The sequence below is a fragment of the Dysgonomonas sp. ZJ709 genome (assembly GCF_011039195.1).
Taxonomy (GTDB): Bacteria; Bacteroidota; Bacteroidia; order Bacteroidales; family Dysgonomonadaceae; genus Dysgonomonas.
This window is the reverse complement of sequence record NZ_JAAKEM010000046.1, coordinates 1-18,305: the sequence shown is the minus strand read 5'-3', so window position 1 is coordinate 18,305 and position 18,305 is coordinate 1. Positions and strand designations below refer to the sequence as shown.

General features: G+C 36.0%; 21 protein-coding genes and 1 pseudogene. 15 read left to right on the top strand and 7 right to left on the bottom strand.

Translation table 11 applies throughout. The features are described 5' to 3' along the window. The 7 genes and pseudogenes from G7Y56_RS18775 to G7Y56_RS17655 form a co-directional block, all read left to right on the top strand. A pseudogene (locus G7Y56_RS18775) lies at positions 1-89 on the top strand (RNA polymerase sigma factor); the annotation flags it as partial. Positions 90-367: 278 nt separating this feature from the next. Beyond that, the gene (locus G7Y56_RS17680) at positions 368-625 is read left to right on the top strand and encodes a GlsB/YeaQ/YmgE family stress response membrane protein (protein WP_165045676.1); all 258 of its coding nucleotides are present in this window, start codon (positions 368-370) and stop codon (positions 623-625) included. Between the two features lie 97 nt (positions 626-722). After that, positions 723-1,226 carry an outer membrane protein gene (locus tag G7Y56_RS17675; RefSeq protein WP_165025094.1) on the top strand — a complete coding sequence of 168 codons (504 nt, stop codon included), beginning with the start codon at positions 723-725 and terminating at the stop codon, positions 1,224-1,226. An 11-nt stretch (positions 1,227-1,237) separates the two neighbouring features. Further along, entirely contained in the window at positions 1,238-2,410 is a 1,173-nt protein-coding gene (locus tag G7Y56_RS17670; RefSeq protein WP_165025091.1) for an OmpA family protein, read from the top strand. Positions 2,411-2,518: 108 nt separating this feature from the next. Beyond that, on the top strand, positions 2,519-2,800 hold the full coding sequence (locus tag G7Y56_RS17665) for a hypothetical protein (RefSeq protein WP_165045674.1): 282 nt from the start codon (positions 2,519-2,521) through the stop codon (positions 2,798-2,800). Between the two features lie 79 nt (positions 2,801-2,879). Continuing rightward, entirely contained in the window at positions 2,880-3,287 is a 408-nt protein-coding gene (locus G7Y56_RS17660; RefSeq protein WP_165045672.1) for a hypothetical protein, read from the top strand. A 118-nt stretch (positions 3,288-3,405) separates the two neighbouring features. Further along, positions 3,406-3,615 carry a hypothetical protein gene (locus tag G7Y56_RS17655; protein WP_165045670.1) on the top strand — a complete coding sequence of 70 codons (210 nt, stop codon included), beginning with the start codon at positions 3,406-3,408 and terminating at the stop codon, positions 3,613-3,615. Positions 3,616-3,873: 258 nt separating this feature from the next. On the opposite strand, the gene G7Y56_RS18770 is transcribed toward G7Y56_RS17655, so the two are convergent. The 5 genes from G7Y56_RS18770 to G7Y56_RS18750 are packed head-to-tail and all read right to left on the bottom strand — an operon-like array spanning position 3,874 to position 6,139. After that, positions 3,874-4,254, bottom strand: a complete 381-nt coding sequence (locus G7Y56_RS18770) for an ATP-binding cassette domain-containing protein (RefSeq protein WP_255498802.1) — start codon at positions 4,252-4,254, stop codon at positions 3,874-3,876. Between the two features lie 15 nt (positions 4,255-4,269). Continuing rightward, a complete protein-coding gene (locus G7Y56_RS18765) occupies positions 4,270-4,518 on the bottom strand; it encodes a hypothetical protein (RefSeq protein WP_255498801.1) in 249 nt (82 codons plus the stop codon). Next, complete coding sequence (locus tag G7Y56_RS18760) at positions 4,466-4,702, bottom strand: hypothetical protein (protein ID WP_255498800.1); 237 nt, start codon at positions 4,700-4,702, stop codon at positions 4,466-4,468. Before G7Y56_RS18760 ends, G7Y56_RS18765 begins: the two co-directional genes overlap by 53 nt. After that, positions 4,629-5,660 (bottom strand): hypothetical protein, encoded by a 1,032-nt coding sequence (locus G7Y56_RS18755; RefSeq protein ID WP_255498799.1) that lies wholly within the window; start codon positions 5,658-5,660, stop codon positions 4,629-4,631. Before G7Y56_RS18755 ends, G7Y56_RS18760 begins: the two co-directional genes overlap by 74 nt. Further along, positions 5,657-6,139: a hypothetical protein gene (locus G7Y56_RS18750; RefSeq protein WP_255498798.1), complete on the bottom strand. Its 483-nt coding sequence runs from the start codon at positions 6,137-6,139 to the stop codon at positions 5,657-5,659. The genes G7Y56_RS18755 and G7Y56_RS18750 overlap by 4 nt, the downstream gene beginning before the upstream one ends. A 150-nt stretch (positions 6,140-6,289) precedes the next feature. On the opposite strand from G7Y56_RS18750, the gene G7Y56_RS17645 reads away from it, so the two are divergent. The 5 genes from G7Y56_RS17645 to G7Y56_RS17625 all read left to right on the top strand — a co-directional run bounded on the left by G7Y56_RS17645 (position 6,290) and on the right by G7Y56_RS17625 (position 13,319). Further along, positions 6,290-7,468, top strand: coding sequence for a hypothetical protein (locus tag G7Y56_RS17645; RefSeq protein WP_165025058.1), 1,179 nt, complete (start codon positions 6,290-6,292; stop codon positions 7,466-7,468). Positions 7,469-7,571: 103 nt separating this feature from the next. After that, positions 7,572-8,711 (top strand): PTS transporter subunit EIIC, encoded by a 1,140-nt coding sequence (locus tag G7Y56_RS17640; protein ID WP_165045668.1) that lies wholly within the window; start codon positions 7,572-7,574, stop codon positions 8,709-8,711. Between the two features lie 33 nt (positions 8,712-8,744). Then, entirely contained in the window at positions 8,745-9,794 is a 1,050-nt protein-coding gene (locus G7Y56_RS17635) for an NAD(P)-dependent alcohol dehydrogenase (protein WP_165045666.1), read from the top strand. A 249-nt stretch (positions 9,795-10,043) separates the two neighbouring features. Beyond that, positions 10,044-10,532: a glutathione peroxidase gene (locus G7Y56_RS17630; protein WP_165045664.1), complete on the top strand. Its 489-nt coding sequence runs from the start codon at positions 10,044-10,046 to the stop codon at positions 10,530-10,532. Positions 10,533-10,622: 90 nt separating this feature from the next. Continuing rightward, the gene (locus G7Y56_RS17625) at positions 10,623-13,319 is read left to right on the top strand and encodes a cation-transporting P-type ATPase (RefSeq protein WP_165045662.1); all 2,697 of its coding nucleotides are present in this window, start codon (positions 10,623-10,625) and stop codon (positions 13,317-13,319) included. 76 nt (positions 13,320-13,395) lie between these two features. Here G7Y56_RS17625 and G7Y56_RS17620 read toward each other — a convergent pair whose 3' ends face one another. Beyond that, complete coding sequence (locus G7Y56_RS17620) at positions 13,396-13,818, bottom strand: organic hydroperoxide resistance protein (RefSeq protein WP_165045660.1); 423 nt, start codon at positions 13,816-13,818, stop codon at positions 13,396-13,398. 238 nt (positions 13,819-14,056) lie between these two features. Here G7Y56_RS17620 and G7Y56_RS17615 point away from each other — a divergent pair, with 238 nt between their 5' ends. The 3 genes from G7Y56_RS17615 (at position 14,057) to G7Y56_RS17605 (ending at position 16,079) form a co-directional block, all read left to right on the top strand. Continuing rightward, a complete protein-coding gene (locus G7Y56_RS17615) occupies positions 14,057-14,794 on the top strand; it encodes an SDR family NAD(P)-dependent oxidoreductase (protein WP_165045658.1) in 738 nt (245 codons plus the stop codon). 220 nt (positions 14,795-15,014) lie between these two features. Next, positions 15,015-15,416: a DUF5856 family protein gene (locus tag G7Y56_RS17610; RefSeq protein WP_165025038.1), complete on the top strand. Its 402-nt coding sequence runs from the start codon at positions 15,015-15,017 to the stop codon at positions 15,414-15,416. Positions 15,417-15,518: 102 nt separating this feature from the next. Further along, entirely contained in the window at positions 15,519-16,079 is a 561-nt protein-coding gene (locus tag G7Y56_RS17605) for an AraC family transcriptional regulator (RefSeq protein WP_165025035.1), read from the top strand. A 211-nt stretch (positions 16,080-16,290) separates the two neighbouring features. Here the strand turns inward: G7Y56_RS17605 and G7Y56_RS17600 are convergent. Further along, a partial coding sequence (locus G7Y56_RS17600) for a site-specific integrase (RefSeq protein ID WP_255498797.1) occupies positions 16,291-18,305 on the bottom strand: 2,015 nt, incomplete at its 5' end.

The following is an 18,305-nucleotide window of genomic DNA, read 5'->3' as shown; positions in this document are numbered from 1 at the left end:
AAATGATGGAACTTCCTGTAGGAACAGTCAAAAGCCGTATATTCTTTGCTAGAAAACGATTACAAGAAATACTTATTGATTATAAGTAGAATTTATTAAACCTTCCTACCCTTGGCTACTAATATCTCCACCCCATTGATTCCATTTATTAGTAATGCCCTGTTCACCTAATTAATTATTATACAATTTTAATTAGTATTTACATAATTCATCGATAATCAGGCCACATCTATTTCTTAGATGTTTTAATAGTAACGAGAAGACAAAGTCTCGTTCCACCCTCCTTTATGAACTATTTGCTTTAGTCGGTAAATCCGGCCTTATATATCATTCAGTAAATTAACAAATAAATTTAAAAAAATAAAAAATGGAATTAGGTATTATTGGTTCAATTATTATTGGAATTCTGGCAGGCTTTATTGCTGGCAGGATAATGAAAGGAAAAGGATTCGGCTTAATCGTGAATCTTATTGTAGGTTTAATCGGAGCCGTATTCGGCGGCTTCCTCTTTCATCTTATAGGAGCGGAAGTTATGGGAGTATTTGGATATTTAATAATGTCCGTAGTTGGCGCAATAATTTTCTTATGGATACTGTTTCTGTTTGCCCCCAACAAAAAAGGCTAAAATTCATTCAGGGTAACACATCGCACTATGCTAACAAAGTAGTGAGAGTTACGTGATGAATAGGCCGCGTTAGTTTTAATAAAAACAAAAAGATTCTATGAAAAAGATTTTATTATTAGCTGCTTTATTAGCAATGACCTTAAGCATGTCGGCTCAGAAGGGAGAGACATCTGCCATTGTCGGCTTAGGGTATCAAACCGACTACAAACGATTTGCCATCGGGGCACAGGGAAGATACCATATTCTGGACAATGTGCGTATTGCTCCCGATATTACATTTTACTTTCCTAAGGATAAAGTTACAGGGGTGGATGTAATGATAAATGCCCACTATGTGTTTCGTTTTCCGCAGGATAAGTTCTCTGTCTACCCCTTAGCAGGTATAGGTATCCAGAATAACTTTTATGGCAAACAAAACATTGTAATCGGTGGAATTGAACAGAAAACAGATTCCCATAGCAAAACGGATTTAGCATTCAATCTCGGCGGAGGTATTAGTTATCTGATAGGAGCTAAAACCTTTTTGAATGCGGAAGTGAAATTCATATTAGGAGACAATGATTGTGCTGTGGTTATGATTGGTTACGGTTATAAATTTTAAAAAATTAGATTATGAAAAAAAGTATACTCTTATTCGTATTTATTCTCTCAGCAGCTACTGTAGCATTTGCTCAGGAGAAAGATGGTACCAGTGTTGGTGCCGGTCGGAATACAACATTTATAGATAACGGTTTCTGGGATAACTGGTTTATCGGAGCAGGTGCCGGTTCTAATATCTACTTTGGAGATAAGGATGTCGATGCTTCTTTTTGGAGACGAATGACTGTAACTCCTAATTTTCAATTCGGAAAATGGTTTAATCCATATTCAGGTGCCAGAGTAAAATTATCGGGAGGTACCAACATCCATACGTTCAATAACGAAGCATCACTGATGACCCGTAATCGTTATGTCAGTGCCGAACTTAATTACATGTGGAACATGACTGATTATCTGATGAACTATAATGCAAACAGGGTTTATAGTTTCATACCCTACATCGGTGCAGGTTGGGCTTACGGCTGGGATTATAAAGACCTGCCTGAATATGCGAGCAACAGCCATCATGTCAACAGTATCACTTTTGACGCAGGTATTATCAATCGCTTCAGATTTTCTGAAAGAGTGTCTTTGGACATTGAATTGTCCGGAAAAATGCTTAAAGATAATTTCGATCAGCGGACAGGAGGCAAAAGAGGTTATGACCTTTTAGGTACAGCATCTGCAAGCCTTGTTTTCAACATCGGGAAGAAAGCTGTATTTACCGAAGCTGTATTAAGGGATCAGCGTGAGATTGATAATATGAATAATACAATAAATATGCAACGAGCTGATATAGCTAGGTTAGCGCAGCGCCCTGTTGAACAGGCTGAACCTACTGTAGTAATAAAAGAAGTCATCAGAGAAGTTAAAGTCAATGAAGAACCGGTCAATAATGTTGTATTATTTGGTATAAACAAAGTTAAAGTCGAATCCAATCAAGAAGTCAATGTATATAATGTTGCCAAATACCTGAAAGAAAATCCGGGGAAGAAAGTCAGAGTTATTGGCTACACGGATAAAGAAACAGGAACTGCAGTTATAAATGAAAGAATATCAAGACAGAGAGCTCAGAACGTAGCAGATATTATGACCGGCAGATACGGAATAGATCAAAGCCGTGTCATCGTAGAATGGGAAGGACAGGCTAATCCTCCTTTCGATGTGAAAGAATGGAATCGCGCCGTGATCTTATATATTGAATAATTTAAGGTCGCAGACCTTTTTATTGCTTTGGCACGCATAACAACTAGAGACAGTTATGTTGATAAAATATCGCATTAAATATTTAACGCTACTTAATAAACAGAAATAATGAAAAAGTTTTTAAGCATATTATTTATCTTGGCAAGTGTATTAATTTTCACATCCTGTAATACTAAAAACGGTGCTGAAAAAGATGCTAAAGATGCAAAACATCTGATAGAAGAGTCGGCTGATAAAGTAAAAGATAAGACAAAAGAAGGTGCAGAAGCAGTGAAAGATGCATTGGACGATTCAAAAAAGGCTGTTGATAAAAAGTCCGACAGTATAAAAGCAGACGTGAAAAAAGATGTCAAGCAGGTGAAAAAAGATATTAAGAAAAAAACAGACTGATATCTGAACCATGTGGGAAATGCTAACCAATAACCACAATAAATAAAATGGTTGGTCTATTTTGATCAAAAAAAAGAATATGAAAAAGTTAATATTTTATAGTATAATAGCTATGACTTCGATTGGATTTATGTCATGTGGAAATGACGACGGTGATGCCCCGATATTGGGTGCTAATGTAAAAGTAACAGTAAAGAATCTTGCAGGAATAGTCCAGAAAGATGTTGAGGTTTATATGTTCAAAGACCTTAAGCCGGAAGAGTCGACAGATCCGGGTTCGGCATCTAAGAAGGAACTTACTAATCAGGACGGAGCTGCTTATTTTAAGTTGAATCTGACACAATTAAACATTACCGAATCCAAGACTAATCTGTATTTTGCAGTTTATTACAGAATTGGGGATAATGTTGTCTTTAAGGCAGGTGACCAATCAGTCACTGTAAAAAGAAATGATGAGAAAAATATAGATCTTATAATTCCGATCTAAGTAACTCTTTAGTAGAAAAAATGGGTAAATGCGAACCGATATTTATAGTTCGCATTTATTCTTTTTATTCGTATTGTTTACATACATATTATCTCAAATGAATTAATAAAAAATAATTATGAAAAAAATAATAGTAAGTTTAGTTATCGGGTCTGCTATTGGGTATTGTATCAGAAAAATGCAGGACGATGGTCAATTTGATTGTGTTTGCGACAGTGCACAAAAACTTTTTAGCAAGTCAAAGAAAAATGTAAAAAATATAGGCGACATTGCCAAAAATGAAGGCGAGTACTTGAAAGACCGTGTAGAAGACAAATTACTAAAATAAATAATAATTTATTCAAGTAAGTGTCAGATTAAATCGTGACTATTTCAGGTGACTCCTTCTATATAATATTTAAACACTTATCAGCAATTAGCTGGTGAGTGTTTTTTCGTCCTCTATTATGTTTTCGATCCACTAGTTCAAGTACTTTTAATTAAAAAAAGCTTACACCTTTTATGGCTCTGCGTTGATCTTCTAGTGGATTATACCATTGATAAAAATATATTACATATTTCATTCTAATTTTTTATTCCATTTTCTTTACCTAGTACCTATCATATATCTTTTCAAATATCTATCGGCCAGCGAAACCATACTTTCTATTAGATCATCAGGATAACCTTCAAATATAATCTTACCACCATTACGCCCTGCACCGAGCCCCATATCAATAATCCAATCTGCTTGACTGATAACATCCAGATTATGCTCAACAATAATAACTGTATTACCCTCATTCGTTAATTCGTCAAGAAGTTTTAGCAGTTTTGATATATCGGAGCCATGTAAACCTGTTGTTGGTTCATCAAATACATAAATTTGACCTTTTTTTCCTAATTCGTTTGCCAGTTTTAAACGTTGACGCTCCCCACCCGATAGTGTATTTAAAGATTGACCTATAGTTAAATAACCTAATCCCACATTACACAGTTGGTCTCATATTGAGTATATTTCGTGTTCAGCAAAGAAATCTCTGGTTTCAGATAGAGTAAAGGACATAATATCAATAATACTTTTTCCTTGCAACTTATATTTCACTACATCTTGTTTATAACCGCTACCCCTGCAAAGCTCGCATTCTATTTCTACAGCGTCCATAAAAGCCAGATCGGTTGAGATAATGCCAAGACCTTTACATTCGGGACAAGCCCCATCGGAGTTTGTACTGAATAAAGATGCTCTCACATTGTTTATTTTTGCAAATCAAATCTCTGATTATATCCATAATACCTGTATAAGTTGCCGTATTTGACCGCTTTGATCCACGTAACCCACTTTGATCTATCAGTACGATGTCAGCATATTTCTTTATTAATGCCTGAATCAGGGAACTTTTTCCCGACCCTGCAACTCCCGTTATCACGGTCATTATATGTTGGGGGGATTTCTACCGATACGCTCCGGAGATTGTGAAGTGTGATATCTGATAAGGATAAGGAAACACCATTTCTTTTTCTATAGAGATTCTTCATTTCAAGTTTTGTTGATAAATATGCTTCCGTCAAAGTCTTGGACGCTTTCAATCCTGCTAAATCTCCACAATAAACAATATTTCCCCTATCACGCCCTGCCCCGATCCCCATATCGACAATATAGTCTGCAATGGCAATTACATCGGGATCGTGCTCCACGATTAATACGGTATTTCCTTTATCGCGAAGCTTTATCAACAATTCATTTAACTTATGTACATCACTGGTGTGAAGTCCTACACTGGGTTCGTCAAACACATAAGTCAGATCGGTGAGGCTACTGCCTAAATGACGGATCAATTTTACCCGTTGTGATTCTCCTCCCGATAAGGTAGATGTTTCCCTGTCAAGACTTAAATACGCCAGCCCAATAGCTAACAATCCGTCCAACTGTTTTATTGTCGCATCTGTTAATGGTTCTATGGAAGGTTCATGTATATCTTTAATAAAATCATGTAATTCATCTATTTGCATTGCACAACAGGCGGCTATATTCTTTTCCCTTATTTTACAGCTTAATATTGTAGGATTCAAACGTCCTCCCTTACATTCCGGGCAAACACCTTGGGTTACTACCTCTTTAAAACGAATTGCATTTTTACCGGTTATATCCCTGGAATCTTTTTTTAAGAAAGTACGCTTAAAACGAGGTAATATTCCTTCATAATCTCCTGATTTAGGGTATTTCTCATCTTGATTTTTCAACTTCATTTTCGCATAAATCAAATTATGCCATTCTTCTTTGCTATAATCTTTCAGCTTTTTATCATTATCAAACAAACCCGAATAGACATAACGTGCCCACCTCCAGCCGCCAACCTCAAATGTCGGGAAGTTAATAGCTCCTTCATTCAATGATTTGTTTTGTCTATCAGCTTATCAAAATCAATTGTGCTGACTTTACCTAGTCCTTCGCAATAAGGACACATACCTTGAGGATTATTAAATGAGAAAGCATTGGAATATCCTACAAATGGTTTTCCTATGCGGGAGAATATGAGCCGGAGCAATGAGTAAATATCGGTAATTGTACCTACTGTTGATCGTGCATTTCCTTCTATTCGTTTTTGATCGACAATAATGGCAACAGACAAATTCTCTAATGCATCCACATCCGGTTTGCCGTAGTGTTGTAAACGGTGGCGGATAAAACTATTGTAAGTTTCATTTAATAGCCTTTGTGATTCGGCTGCAATAGTGTCAAATACTAACGATGTCTTACCGGAACCTGAAACGCCTGTGAAAACTGTTATTTTCTTTCTGGGTATAGAGACCGATATGTTTTTCAGATTGTTTTCTCTAGCTCCTTTTATAATAATAAACTGGTCTTTCATATTCTATATTCTTAATGAATAAAGTTACGAATATAAGAGACCTTAAGCAAGCTAATATTAGAAACCTGTGAATTATGCAATTTTATACTCTGATTATGTAATAACTAGCTTTCAATTGATAGCTATCTTGTAAATCAAGTCTATAAAATTATGGAAAAAAGAAAAAGAATAGGTTCTCAGAGAACATTAAGAAAAACGGCATTGGTTATAGAAGGAAACAATATTCTGGGACGTAATATAATCAACTGCCTCGAAGCTAAGGGAAATTGGGATATAATTATTGTATCTAATACACCTCTTAACTATTGGCAATATACAAGCCGTTGTGAATATATTCAAATGGATCTCAATAAGCCTGATGCAATAAAGATGCAGCAGGAAAAATTACAAAAAGTAACGCATGTTTTTTTTGGATCCTATAATCAGAAACAGGCTTTAACAGATAAACCGGAATTTAATCTCCAATTGTTTGAAAATCTCGTATTAGGAATCGAAAAAATAGCTCCTTTGTTTGAACATATTACATTTATCCAAAAAGATAAAGCATATGATCTGCATTTTGGGAGAATCAAACAAATAGTGAGTAACAAAGAATATCAATATTTCTCGCCCAGTTTTTTTTATAATTTTTATTCACTTCAAGAAGATTTTTTGAGAAAGCAATCTATCGGTAAAAAATGGAGCTGGACATCTCTCCGTCCCAATATATTAATAGGTTCAGCCATTGATAACCCAACGAATATTGCAACTCAGATAGCAGTTTATGCTACACTTTGCAGGGAGCTTAATATACCAATGTCTTTTCCGGGCAATATAAGAAACTATGAAACAACGGTTCATGTAACAGACATAGAATTGCTGGCAAAAAGTATGGAATATGTATCGCTGGAAGATTCATGTAAAGGAGAAATATTCAATATTACGAATGGAGATAGTTTACGGTGGAAAGAATTATGGGTAAAAATCTGCGAATATTTTGGAGTAGCAGTTGGCGAACCGCATGATTTCTCTCTGGCAGTTTATATGAAAGATAAAAACACGCTATGGAAAGAAACATGTGAGAAACATCAACTTACGAATGACAATATAACACGAATCCTGCAATGGTCTTATAGTGACTTTATATTCAGTGATGTATATGATATCTTTTTCGATTCGGGAAAACTGCGCAAATTAGGTTTTAAAGAAATAGAACCGGATAGTTTTGAGTCCTTTAAGCGTATGTTTGATAAGTTAAAGGCAAATCATATTATACCACATTATTTGTTGAATGAATATATTGTGTCTTATAGCAAAAACCATCAGGAAAGAGTAATACAGATAACTTAACAAACAATATCAAGCAATTTTATAATTATCAGATTGATATTGCAATATGCTAGAGTAATATTACCCTGTCAGTTATCTCTTCTTTATAATAAATTCTGAATTTATGAATAAACATGAAAATACAAATGGGATAATACTGCTAAGAAGTAAGCTAAATCCCAAGAGATTACTGGATAGTGCAATAGATGTGATTTCCGGACTATTTTTGCCAATAGTCAATATACTTAGTGCGGCAGGTATAATGAAAGGTATTTTAGCAATTCTATTAACAACAGGTGTTGTAATTGAGGCTACAGGCACTTTTCATATTTTCTATGCGATAGCCGACGCTTGCTTTTATTTTCTACCCGTTTTTTTAGCAATAACGGCAGCTAAAAAATTCGGGACAAATGTTTTCACCGCTGTATTGATAGCCCTTATTTTACTTTCTCCGAGGATGATTCAACTTATGCAGTCGAAAGATGAGATCGTATTATTGGGAATACCAATCATTCCTGTAACCTATTTTTCGAGTGTAATACCCATAATCTTATCAATATTCCTTCTAAAATACACAGAAACCCTGCTTGTAAAAATATTACCAGAAGTTATACGGGACTTATTTACCCCACTTTTGTCTATCCTCATTATAGTTCCTGTTACACTCTTTTTATTTGGTCCGATCGGAGCAGTAGTTGGTGATGTAATGGCCAACGGTTACTCATCGGTATATAACTGGAGCCCTATTCTGGCAGGTATAGTTATAGGTGGGTTAATTCAGCTTATGGTCATATTTGGTTTCCACTGGAGCTTAGTGCCCATGGCGATTAATAATATCGTTTTATATGGCTCTGATACGATACTTCCTCTTTTTGCAGGAGCCGCTTTTGCTCAGGCAGGGGCTTCCTTTGCCGTATGCTTAAAAACAAAGAACAAAAAGCTAAAAACAATATCATTCTCTGCCGGAATATCGTCTTTATTTGGAATAACTGAACCCGCACTATTTGGGGTAACACTGCCATTAAAGCGTCCGCTAATTATAGTATGTATAGCCGGAGCAATAGCCGGAGGGGTTGCCGGAGCAAGTGGAGCAACAGCTATGTCCTTTGCATTCCCCGGTTTAGCCACAATACCCGTTTTTTTGGGGCAAGGCTTCCTCGGATTTCTGATCGCCTGTGCACTGGGCTTTACAATAAGTTTTATTCTTACGTATTTAATCAAATTCGATGAACGGGCGATGGATAAAATATTGTCCAATAAATAGAATCGCAGTCAGAATTATATAAAAACAAAAACAATGGAAACAAAAATGAAAGTAGCTGTTATGAACGGCATCGGAATAATGGGGTTTGAAGAAAGAAATATACCCGTTCCGAAAGCTGGAGAAGCATTGATCAAACTGGAGTACGTAGGCATTTGTGGATCAGACCTGCATTATTATGAACATGGGGCAATCGGAAATTATATTGTAGAACCTCCTTTTGTATTAGGGCATGAAGCCGGAGGTACAGTAGTCGAAGTAGGTACAGATGTAAAACATCTGAAAATAGGAGACAGAGTTGCATTAGAACCGGGGAAAACATGCGGGCATTGCGAGTTCTGCAAAACAGGGAAATACAATTTATGTCCTGATGTAATCTTCTTTGCTACCCCGCCCATTGATGGTGTGTTTCTCGAATATGTAGCACATGAAGCCGGACTCTGTTTTAAGTTGCCGGATAATGTAAGCACTTTAGAAGGAGCATTGATAGAGCCTTTGGCAGTTGGGTTTCATGCAGCTAACCAAGGCGGGGCACATGCCGGACAAACAGCTGCCGTTTTCGGGTCGGGTTGTATCGGACTAATGTGTATGCTGGCACTTAAAGCCGAAGGAGTATCCACGGTTTATATGATAGATGTGGTGCAAAAACGACTGGGCAAAGCTCTGGAACTGGGAGCCACTAGTGTGATTAACGCAGGAGAGCAAAACGTGGTGGAAGAAATAAATAGATTAACAGATGGCAGGGGCTGCGATTTGGTTATAGAAACAGCAGGGACCGAGATAACAGCTCAGCAAGCTGTCAATATAACTAAAAAGGGGGCTACCATCGTTTTTGTAGGTTATACCAAATCGGGTTTCGTAAATATGCCTATTAGTCTGGCAATGGATAAAGAATTATCGATTTCCACTGTATTCCGCTACCGTCATATTTATCCAATGGCTATTGAGGCGGTAGCAAATGGGAAAATTAATTTAAAAAATGTGGTAACAAATATATTTGAATTTGACGATATTCAGAATGCGATGGATAGTAGTGTGCAGGACAAAGAAAATATAGTGAAATCGGTAGTGAAAATTGCAGATTAAAGTCTCAGACCTTTTTATTGCTTTGTCAAGTATAACAACCAAATACTGTTTTATGATCAGAGAATATAGTAATAACTATTTCACATTACTTAATAAAAAACGAATAAAGATAAATCTTTTAATTTATTCGTTTTAGAAACTTTATAAGATTGATTGGTTAAGCGTTATGCTGCTCTTGTTCGATGAATAATAGAATAAACAGACATAACGCTTATGACCAATCTAATTATAACTAAAAAATAAAATATTATGTCTAAAATAAAAACGTTATATGACTTTAAAGTACAGGATATTGACAATATGGAATTTAATATGGCTATCCTTGAAGGGAAAAAAGTCTTGATAGTAAATGTAGCCTCAGAATGTGGTCTGACACCTCAATACAAGGAATTGGAAGACTTGTATGTGAAAAATAGGCATAAAGGCTTTATTGTCATAGGCTTTCCATCCAATGATTTCAGAGGGCAGGAACCCGGAACAAACGCCGAAATTAAACAGTTTTGCGAAGATTACAATATAACTTTTCCCATAATGGCCAAAGTTTCGGTAAACGGGCCTGACATTGCGCCAATTTATAAGTGGCTGACAAGAGAAAGCGAAAACGGAAAATTTGATGCTGTAATTGATTGGAATTTCCAAAAATTTATGATTTCGGAAAATGGGCAGTTGGTAAACTTTATTGCCCCTACTGCAAGCCCGTTATCTGATACCATTGTCAAGTGGATCGATCAATCATAATTCAACAAATTGAATAAAAAAAATCTAAAGTGAGCTGGTATATTACTTGGCTCGCTTTACTTATATACATAAATTATCAAATCGGATTTTATGAAAAAAAAATATGATAATAATAATTGGAGTGCAATAGATGCTAATGCTGTCATTGATATACTACATACAAATGTCGTAAATGGACTATCGGAAAAAGAAGCTAAAGACAGACTTGACGAATTTGGCAAGAATGATCTTCCTGAAAAAAAGAAAGAGAATAAATTCATTCGCTTCTTGAAACAATTTGACAGTATCTTAATTTATGTGCTATTTGTCGCAGCCATCGTAACAGCAGTACTTGGACAATATTTCGAAACAATATTTATACTACTTGTCACTTTGATCAATGCATCTATTGGATTTGTTCAGGAAAATAAAGCGGGAAAAGCACTGGATAAAATAAAGAAGATGCTATCATCCAAAGCTCAGGTTATAAGAGATAGAATACGAAAAGAGATTGATACTACCGATCTCACTATCGGTGATATTGTTTTATTAGCTCCCGGCGATAAGGTGCCTGCCGATTTAAGGTTAATAACAGCTGATAATCTCAAGATAGATGAGTCTACTCTAACAGGCGAATCTGTTCCTTCCGAAAAGCTAGTCAGCACACTTGACCCTGATACTATATTGGCTGATAAAACAAATATGGCTTTTTCGGGTACTGCAATAAGTACAGGTACAGGAATAGGTGCAGTTGTTGCCACGGGTGAGAATACAGAGATAGGTATGATTAACAAACTTCTGGATGAAGTGCCTGCTATAACTACACCATTAATAAAACAAACGGCTTACTTCGGCAAAATGGTATCAATAGTTATAGTCGTTATATCATTATTTGTTTTCGTGTTCGGTTATTTTTTTCGCGATTATCAGACCGAAGTACTGTTATTGTCTGTTATTGGCCTTGCAGTAGCAGCTATACCCGAAGGTATGCCTGCTATTCTTTCAATTATACTGGCTATAGGAGTTAGGAGTATGGCTCGACGAAACGCCATCATACGCCATCTTCCTTCGGTAGAAACGCTAGGGGCTGTTTCAGTAATATTTACCGACAAAACCGGTACTCTCACTAAAAATGAGATGACTGTCAAAACATTGCAAACCGCAGACGATGAGTTTAAGGTAACAGGAATAGGATATATACCTGAAGGTGTTATTTTGAAAAACGAAGAACCTGTTGATTTTAATCAACAATCAGTCCTGACAAGATTGATTTGTTGTATGGAGATATGCAACGATGCGGCAATAAGCGAGGATGCGGGTGGATTGTGGACAGTACAAGGTGACCCTACAGAGGGAGCATTGATTACATTGTATCGGAAGGCCAATTTTGAAGTTAACCAATCAGAACGCATTGCTACCATACCCTTCGATTCGGAGTATAAATATATGGCAGCTTTGACTCATATCGGTGGTGAAAATATCATTTTTGTGAAAGGTGCTCCCGACCGTCTTTTCGAGATGGTCTCCAAAGAGCAGTCACTCCATGGTGTTAAAGATTTAGATATTACTTATTGGAATGATAAGGTTACTGATCTGGCTAACAGAGGACAACGTATAATTGGAGCAGCCTATAAAGTTGTTGATTCAGGAAAGAGCGATATTAAACATGAAGATATATATGAAGACTTGATTTTTCTGGGTATGGCAGGAATAATCGACCCTCCACACAGTGGCGCTATCGAAGCTATCAAGGAATGTGCTAAAGCGAGAATACGTGTAAAAATGATTACAGGTGACCTCGTAAATACTGCAAAAGCAATTGGACTGGAGATGGGTATTGGTGATGGGAAAAGAGCCATTCAGGGAAAGGATATAGAGAAAATGACTGATGATGAACTGGAGATAGCTGTGCATGAATACGATATATTTGCACGTACGACTCCTAAACAAAAACTCAGATTGGTAAATGTGCAGCAATTAGATGGCTCTATTTGTGCAATGACCGGCGATGGCATAAATGATGCCCCCGCTTTGAAGAAAGCAGATGTAGGTATTGCAATGGGAATAAAAGGAACAGAGGTTGCTAAAGACGCAGCAGAAATGATATTGGTAGATGACAATTTCAGAACCATAGTTTCGGCGGTTGAAGAAGGCAGGCGTGTTTACTCCAATTTGAAGAAAACAATTTTGTTTATTCTTCCCACAAATGGAGCGGAAAGTTTCCTGATTATTGCCAGTATATTATTCGGAACAATGATACCGATTACCCCTGTGCAGATATTATGGATCAATATGATAACATCCATTACTGTTTCTTTGGCTTTAGCATTTGAGAATATCGAACCCGGAACGATGGAACGTCCGCCTAGGTTGCCAAATACACCTTTATTAAGCGGATATTTTATATGGCGAATATTATTTATATCGGTACTTATTGGTGGAGGTACTTTGATTCTTAATATGATATTGCTCAGTCGTGGATATGATCCCGATATCGTTAAAACGATTACTTTACAGGTTATTGTTTTTTCTCAGTTGTTCCACTTATTTAATTGCCGGAGCATTCGCGGATGTGCTTTTAATAAAAATTTCTTTAATAATAAAGCGATTTATGTAGTATCGACTATACTTATTATCCTGCAATTAAGCATCACCTATTTGCCTTTTATGAACAGATTGTTTGCTACACAACCTTTACCTGCATTTGATTGGTTGTATCCCATTCTGTTTGGTCTAGGTATATTTTTCATTATAGAAATTGAAAAGGCTATCATGAGACGTATGGATAAACGTAGGGGAATAATTTAATTGAATTTGCCGGATAAAAATGAAGTTCCTATTACTTTTGAAATAAAGCCATAGGAACTTCTTTTGTCATTATCACTTAAGCTGTAGTAGTAACGGTCAAAATCACTTCGATATTATTTCGTGTAGCATTGGAATAAGGGCAAACCTGATGGGCTTCTTCAACTAATTCTTCCGCCTCTTTTTGATCCATTCCGGGAATGTTCACATCCATCTCTACTGCTAATTGGTAGCCACCATCGTCTTTCTTACCAATGCTAACCTTTGCCGTTACCGTTGGGATGACTTCTTTCTTTTTCAATAATGCCACATGATTTAAGGCACTCCCGAAACAGGCTGAATAGCCTACTGCGAATAATTGTTCAGGATTAGTATATGAACCATCCGGACCACCCATTTCTTTTGGTGGTTTTACTTCAAAGTCCAATACTCCATCCGATGATTTAACTTTGCCGTCTCTTCCGCCTACAGAAGTTGCAACGGCTGTATACATTACTTTCATACCATTTATATATTTTGATTTATACTTCGAATAGCAGCAAATTAATACATTTATTTGGCTTGTTATTTGATATACTGTAAATTATGTAAGTTATTTTTATAATTCTATAAGTAAAACTGCAGAGATATTTTTACCTTTAATTTTAATGTAAAATGCCCGCTGTATCCATTCTAAATGTAAATTTTAGAGATAGGATAGCTGAGAAATTTTATAGTATAAATTAAAAATTGGTACTATTATGAAAAAAATAGCATTAATAACAGGAACAACCTCAGGTATAGGTCGTGTTACAGCCTTAAAACTGGCCAAAGAAGGCTATAACCTAATCCTTGCAGGACCACGTTCAGACCGATTGGCTGAACTGCAAAAGGAAATAGAATCGAAATATAAGTCAAAAGTTTTACTTCTTAGCTTTGATATCAGAGTATATACAGAAGTTGAAGACGCACTTTTGAAGAACATACCAACAGAGTGGAGTAACATTGACGTTCTGGTCAATAATGCAGGCTTAGGTAGTTTTTCACCTATTCACGAATGGGATACCCAAGATTGGAATGATATGATAGATACAAATATAAAGGGGTTATTATATGCAACACGTGCAATAACACCCGGTATGGTTTTGCGAAGATCAGGACATATTATCAACATTGGCTCTACCGTGGAAAGGGAGACTTTCCAGAATGGAAATGTACATTGTGCTACAAAATTTGCGGTAGATGGATTGAGCAAAGGTATGCGTTTAGACTTACAACAGTATGGTATACGAGTTACACAGATATGTCCCGGCAGAGTAGAAGCCGACTTTGCCCTTGTCAGTTACAAAGGCGATACGGAACAAGCAAAAAATATATATGAAATATATACCTCTTTAAAAGTGGAAGATATAGCAAATGCAATAAGCTATGCTTTATCTCAGCCAGCCCATGTTAAGGTACAAGATATATTCGTTTTACATGCGACACAAGTACTTTAATAAGCCACAGGTAATCACAAGCACCGAATAAATGACTAATATTTAAACAATTTAACAACAAATAGTTATCGCAGATTGTTTATATAAAGTAACCTGTCTTATACCATCCATATACACCACTTTTCGCAGAATCTGATGTTTTTGGAAATATAAATAAAAGATCAATCGTAAAATACGGATGACACAATTCCTATTCTTATATCAACTAAAAATAAACACTATGAGTACATTGACAGTAAAAGAACCAAAAGTATTTGCTAATACAGAAATAGCAAAATTTATCGGAAATTTATTTTCGTTTAATAACAGTTTGAAACTTTATCATTGGCATGTAACAGGTAATAGTAGTTATGCTCAGCATATTGCCTTGGATCAGGCTATAGCTTCCTTATCGGATGAAACAGATCTGATTACAGAGACTTGCTATTCCCTGTTAGGGAATTTGGATATAAGTATCCCATCGACATCAACGCCATCAGATATCGTAAAGCACGCTGAAAATTTTTATGATACAGTAGAATCTAATCGTGAACTCTTCCCTGCACTGTTCACTCAATCCATTATTGATGATTATCAGGAAGCAATACAGCAATTATTATTTCGTCTTAAAAGACTGCAATAAAGGTTTTACTTAAATAATAATAATACAGAAATTGCTTATAAAAATAATTTCTGTATTATTATCTTCTTAGTTATAGTTAATAACAATAAAAACGTATTGCTCATGAAATTACATATTAAATATATGGTAAGTCATCGGTGCGAGATGCGGGTAGAGGATATTCTAAAAAGATATGGAATACATTGTATATCAATTGAATTAGGGATAATAGAAACAGATCGAAATATAACAGCTCGTAAATTTGAAGAAATCAGATTAAGCCTTTTTGAATCAGGATTAGAAATTATAACAGATAAAAAGACTATTTTAATAGAAAAAATCAGAACAATAATTATTGCATTAATTCATTATCCGCACGAACCATTAAAAGTAAATTTCTCGACTTATTTGAGTCTTAAGCTAAAACGCAATTACACTTACCTGTCTAATCTATTTACCGAATCGGAAGGGAGTACAATTGAGCGTTTTATAATTAGAAATAAAATAGAACGCATTAAAGAACTCATAACGTATGATGAACTGAATATTGCTGAAATCGCTTTTAAATTGGATTATAGCAGCCCTGCACATTTATCCAATCAGTTCAAAAAAGAGACAGGAATAACACCGTCTTCTTTCCGTTTGCAGAAGGATAAAGTTCTTATGAATCTCGAAAGCCTTTAAATTATATAATTTATTACATTTATAATCGTTGGCTTGAGGCTTTAAATGACCATATTTTCCCCTCGGAAAGATATAGTCATTTTATACATTTTATAGGATATTAGACCCCTTATTGAGCTGTTTAAAAAGTTTGCTATTGGAATTAACACTGATATACAGTTTCTTATTCTAGAATAAAGTTCTCCAAAATATTTTGGAGAACTTTTTGCTATTAACTGCTTTTCCTTTTTCTATTCAACTTAAAGGCTAGATCGTTCATATCATTACTAACCTTCATGTTTAGTACTTTAGCATATATTTCAGTTGTTTTAATGCTGCTGTGTCCCAACATCTTCGAAACACTTTCAATAGGTACTCCGTTAGCCAGAGTAACGGTTGTCGCAAATGTATGACGTGCTACATGAGTGGATAAAGTCCGCTTTAAACCACATAAATCTGCAATTTCCTTCAGGTATTCGTTCATCTTTTGGTTGGTGGAGACAGGGAACAACCTTCCACCATGCAATTTACCTTGTTTACTGTATTTATCTATAATTGCTAATGGTATATCCAAAAGCATAACATTTACTTTTTCGTTCGTTTTCTTCTGTTCGGTCATTATCCAAAGGTTCTTATCGAATGATCTTCGGATTTCATCTTCTTGGAGCTTCAGCACATCGCTGTAAGAAAGACCTGTATAACAACAAAATATGAAGATATCCCGCACTTGCTCCAACCTTTGGGTGGAGAATTTTTTATTGTAAATCAGGTTTATTTCTTCCTGTGTCAACACTTCCCGATGTACTTTTTCTGTATGAAATTTAAAATTGGCAAAAGGGTTTATCTTTATTTCAGCTCCCAAGTTGACACAGAAATTGAATACAGACCTGAACCGCTGAATAAATTTCATGGCAGTATTGTTACTGCAATCATGATTGTTACGAAGTGACAAGTAAAATTTCTCAACGAATAGGAAATCTATTTCAGGAAGTGGAATATCAGATAGCTTATATTCCTTTTTAATAAACTCCTCAATACGTTCTTTGGTCAGTTCGTATCTTGAATAAGTTATCCGGCTGGTTGTATTTCCGACTTTAAGTTTGTATTGTTCATTATGTATGGTAAAATACTGAAGCAAGGTTTTTCTGTCAGTATCTATACCTTTTAAGATGTTTTTTATACTTTCAGGCAAAGCATAGCCTTTGGTTTCCAATAATTTATTATAAATGGAAAACATCTTTGCACGTAAATTGTCTATTACTAAGTTCAGGTTGATTGCTTCTGCGGTTCTGCCTTTTGCCTTACCGAGTTTTATATCCCACATATCAGGATTTACTTCCAGTTTTGTATTGAACTGGGCTGTATCGCCGTTTACAGTTATCCTGACTAAAATCGGTACAAGCCCGTTACTGTTCGGGCGGTCTTTTCTCAGGAAGAAAAGTGTTCTGAACGAACTTTTGAGTTGTCCTTTCTTGTTGATTAACTTGACAATACGGCTGTTATACAGACCGAGTGCAGCCGAATAAATATTTTGCCTGTCCGGATTATTGCCTACGCACAGAATCTTGGGTTCATTAGGGTTGTTAATATCAAGGGAGAAATCGTCCCCGGTCATTACCCAATAGAGCTGTGGTGAGATCATTCTCGAAAGTGGAATTTTAGCTGATGCTATTTGCCCTTGGAGCTGATCCTGAGCACCTCCCTGCCAGGCATCCATAAAAGGAGACAGGTAGTTTTCAAGTTCGGGATAGGAGGTAAGTATTGTAAATATATCCGCATATTTTTTATTCAAAAATTCAATGGCATGAGGAAACGTGCAGTATTTTCCGTTTTTGTAGATTTTGAGATACCATATTATCGATGCCAGCAAAATAATCGGGGATTCCACAAAGAAATCTCCCTGTTTTTGAATCCAGGTGCGATTCAAGTTTAACATAATTGTATATGCCGCTTCGTAGGCATCCGATATGTCGGTCATAAAAGAAGGGTTGATCGGATTGCATCGGTGGGATTTTCGGGGATTGTCAAAGTTGATAACGAAAAATTGCGGTTTAACTTTGTAACAGTCTGTATTATTAATCAATGTATTATAGGCTATAATACTCAGGTCGTCGAATTTGTAGTGTAGGCTAAGCACCCGACGCCGCGCCATATTGCTATGGTCGGTTTTCCAATGCTCGCCTCCGAACCGTACGTACACGTTCCCGCGTATACGGCTCTCCACCAATATATTCAGTCTAAATCGTT

What these genes read in the sequence shown, in the direction of transcription:
- G7Y56_RS17680 (WP_165045676.1), top strand. Translation starts at nt 368, where the DNA reads ATGGAATTAGGTATTATTGGTTCAATTATTATTGGAATTCTGGCAGGC.
- G7Y56_RS17675 (WP_165025094.1), top strand. Translation starts at nt 723, where the DNA reads ATGAAAAAGATTTTATTATTAGCTGCTTTATTAGCAATGACCTTAAGC.
- G7Y56_RS17670 (WP_165025091.1), top strand. Translation starts at nt 1,238, where the DNA reads ATGAAAAAAAGTATACTCTTATTCGTATTTATTCTCTCAGCAGCTACT.
- G7Y56_RS17665 (WP_165045674.1), top strand. Translation starts at nt 2,519, where the DNA reads ATGAAAAAGTTTTTAAGCATATTATTTATCTTGGCAAGTGTATTAATT.
- G7Y56_RS17660 (WP_165045672.1), top strand. Translation starts at nt 2,880, where the DNA reads ATGAAAAAGTTAATATTTTATAGTATAATAGCTATGACTTCGATTGGA.
- G7Y56_RS17655 (WP_165045670.1), top strand. Translation starts at nt 3,406, where the DNA reads ATGAAAAAAATAATAGTAAGTTTAGTTATCGGGTCTGCTATTGGGTAT.
- G7Y56_RS18760 (WP_255498800.1), bottom strand. Translation starts at nt 4,702, where the DNA reads ATGACCGTGATAACGGGAGTTGCAGGGTCGGGAAAAAGTTCCCTGATT.
- G7Y56_RS18750 (WP_255498798.1), bottom strand. Translation starts at nt 6,139, where the DNA reads ATGAAAGACCAGTTTATTATTATAAAAGGAGCTAGAGAAAACAATCTG.
- G7Y56_RS17645 (WP_165025058.1), top strand. Translation starts at nt 6,290, where the DNA reads ATGGAAAAAAGAAAAAGAATAGGTTCTCAGAGAACATTAAGAAAAACG.
- G7Y56_RS17640 (WP_165045668.1), top strand. Translation starts at nt 7,572, where the DNA reads ATGAATAAACATGAAAATACAAATGGGATAATACTGCTAAGAAGTAAG.
- G7Y56_RS17635 (WP_165045666.1), top strand. Translation starts at nt 8,745, where the DNA reads ATGGAAACAAAAATGAAAGTAGCTGTTATGAACGGCATCGGAATAATG.
- G7Y56_RS17630 (WP_165045664.1), top strand. Translation starts at nt 10,044, where the DNA reads ATGTCTAAAATAAAAACGTTATATGACTTTAAAGTACAGGATATTGAC.
- G7Y56_RS17625 (WP_165045662.1), top strand. Translation starts at nt 10,623, where the DNA reads ATGAAAAAAAAATATGATAATAATAATTGGAGTGCAATAGATGCTAAT.
- G7Y56_RS17620 (WP_165045660.1), bottom strand. Translation starts at nt 13,818, where the DNA reads ATGAAAGTAATGTATACAGCCGTTGCAACTTCTGTAGGCGGAAGAGAC.
- G7Y56_RS17615 (WP_165045658.1), top strand. Translation starts at nt 14,057, where the DNA reads ATGAAAAAAATAGCATTAATAACAGGAACAACCTCAGGTATAGGTCGT.
- G7Y56_RS17610 (WP_165025038.1), top strand. Translation starts at nt 15,015, where the DNA reads ATGAGTACATTGACAGTAAAAGAACCAAAAGTATTTGCTAATACAGAA.
- G7Y56_RS17605 (WP_165025035.1), top strand. Translation starts at nt 15,519, where the DNA reads ATGAAATTACATATTAAATATATGGTAAGTCATCGGTGCGAGATGCGG.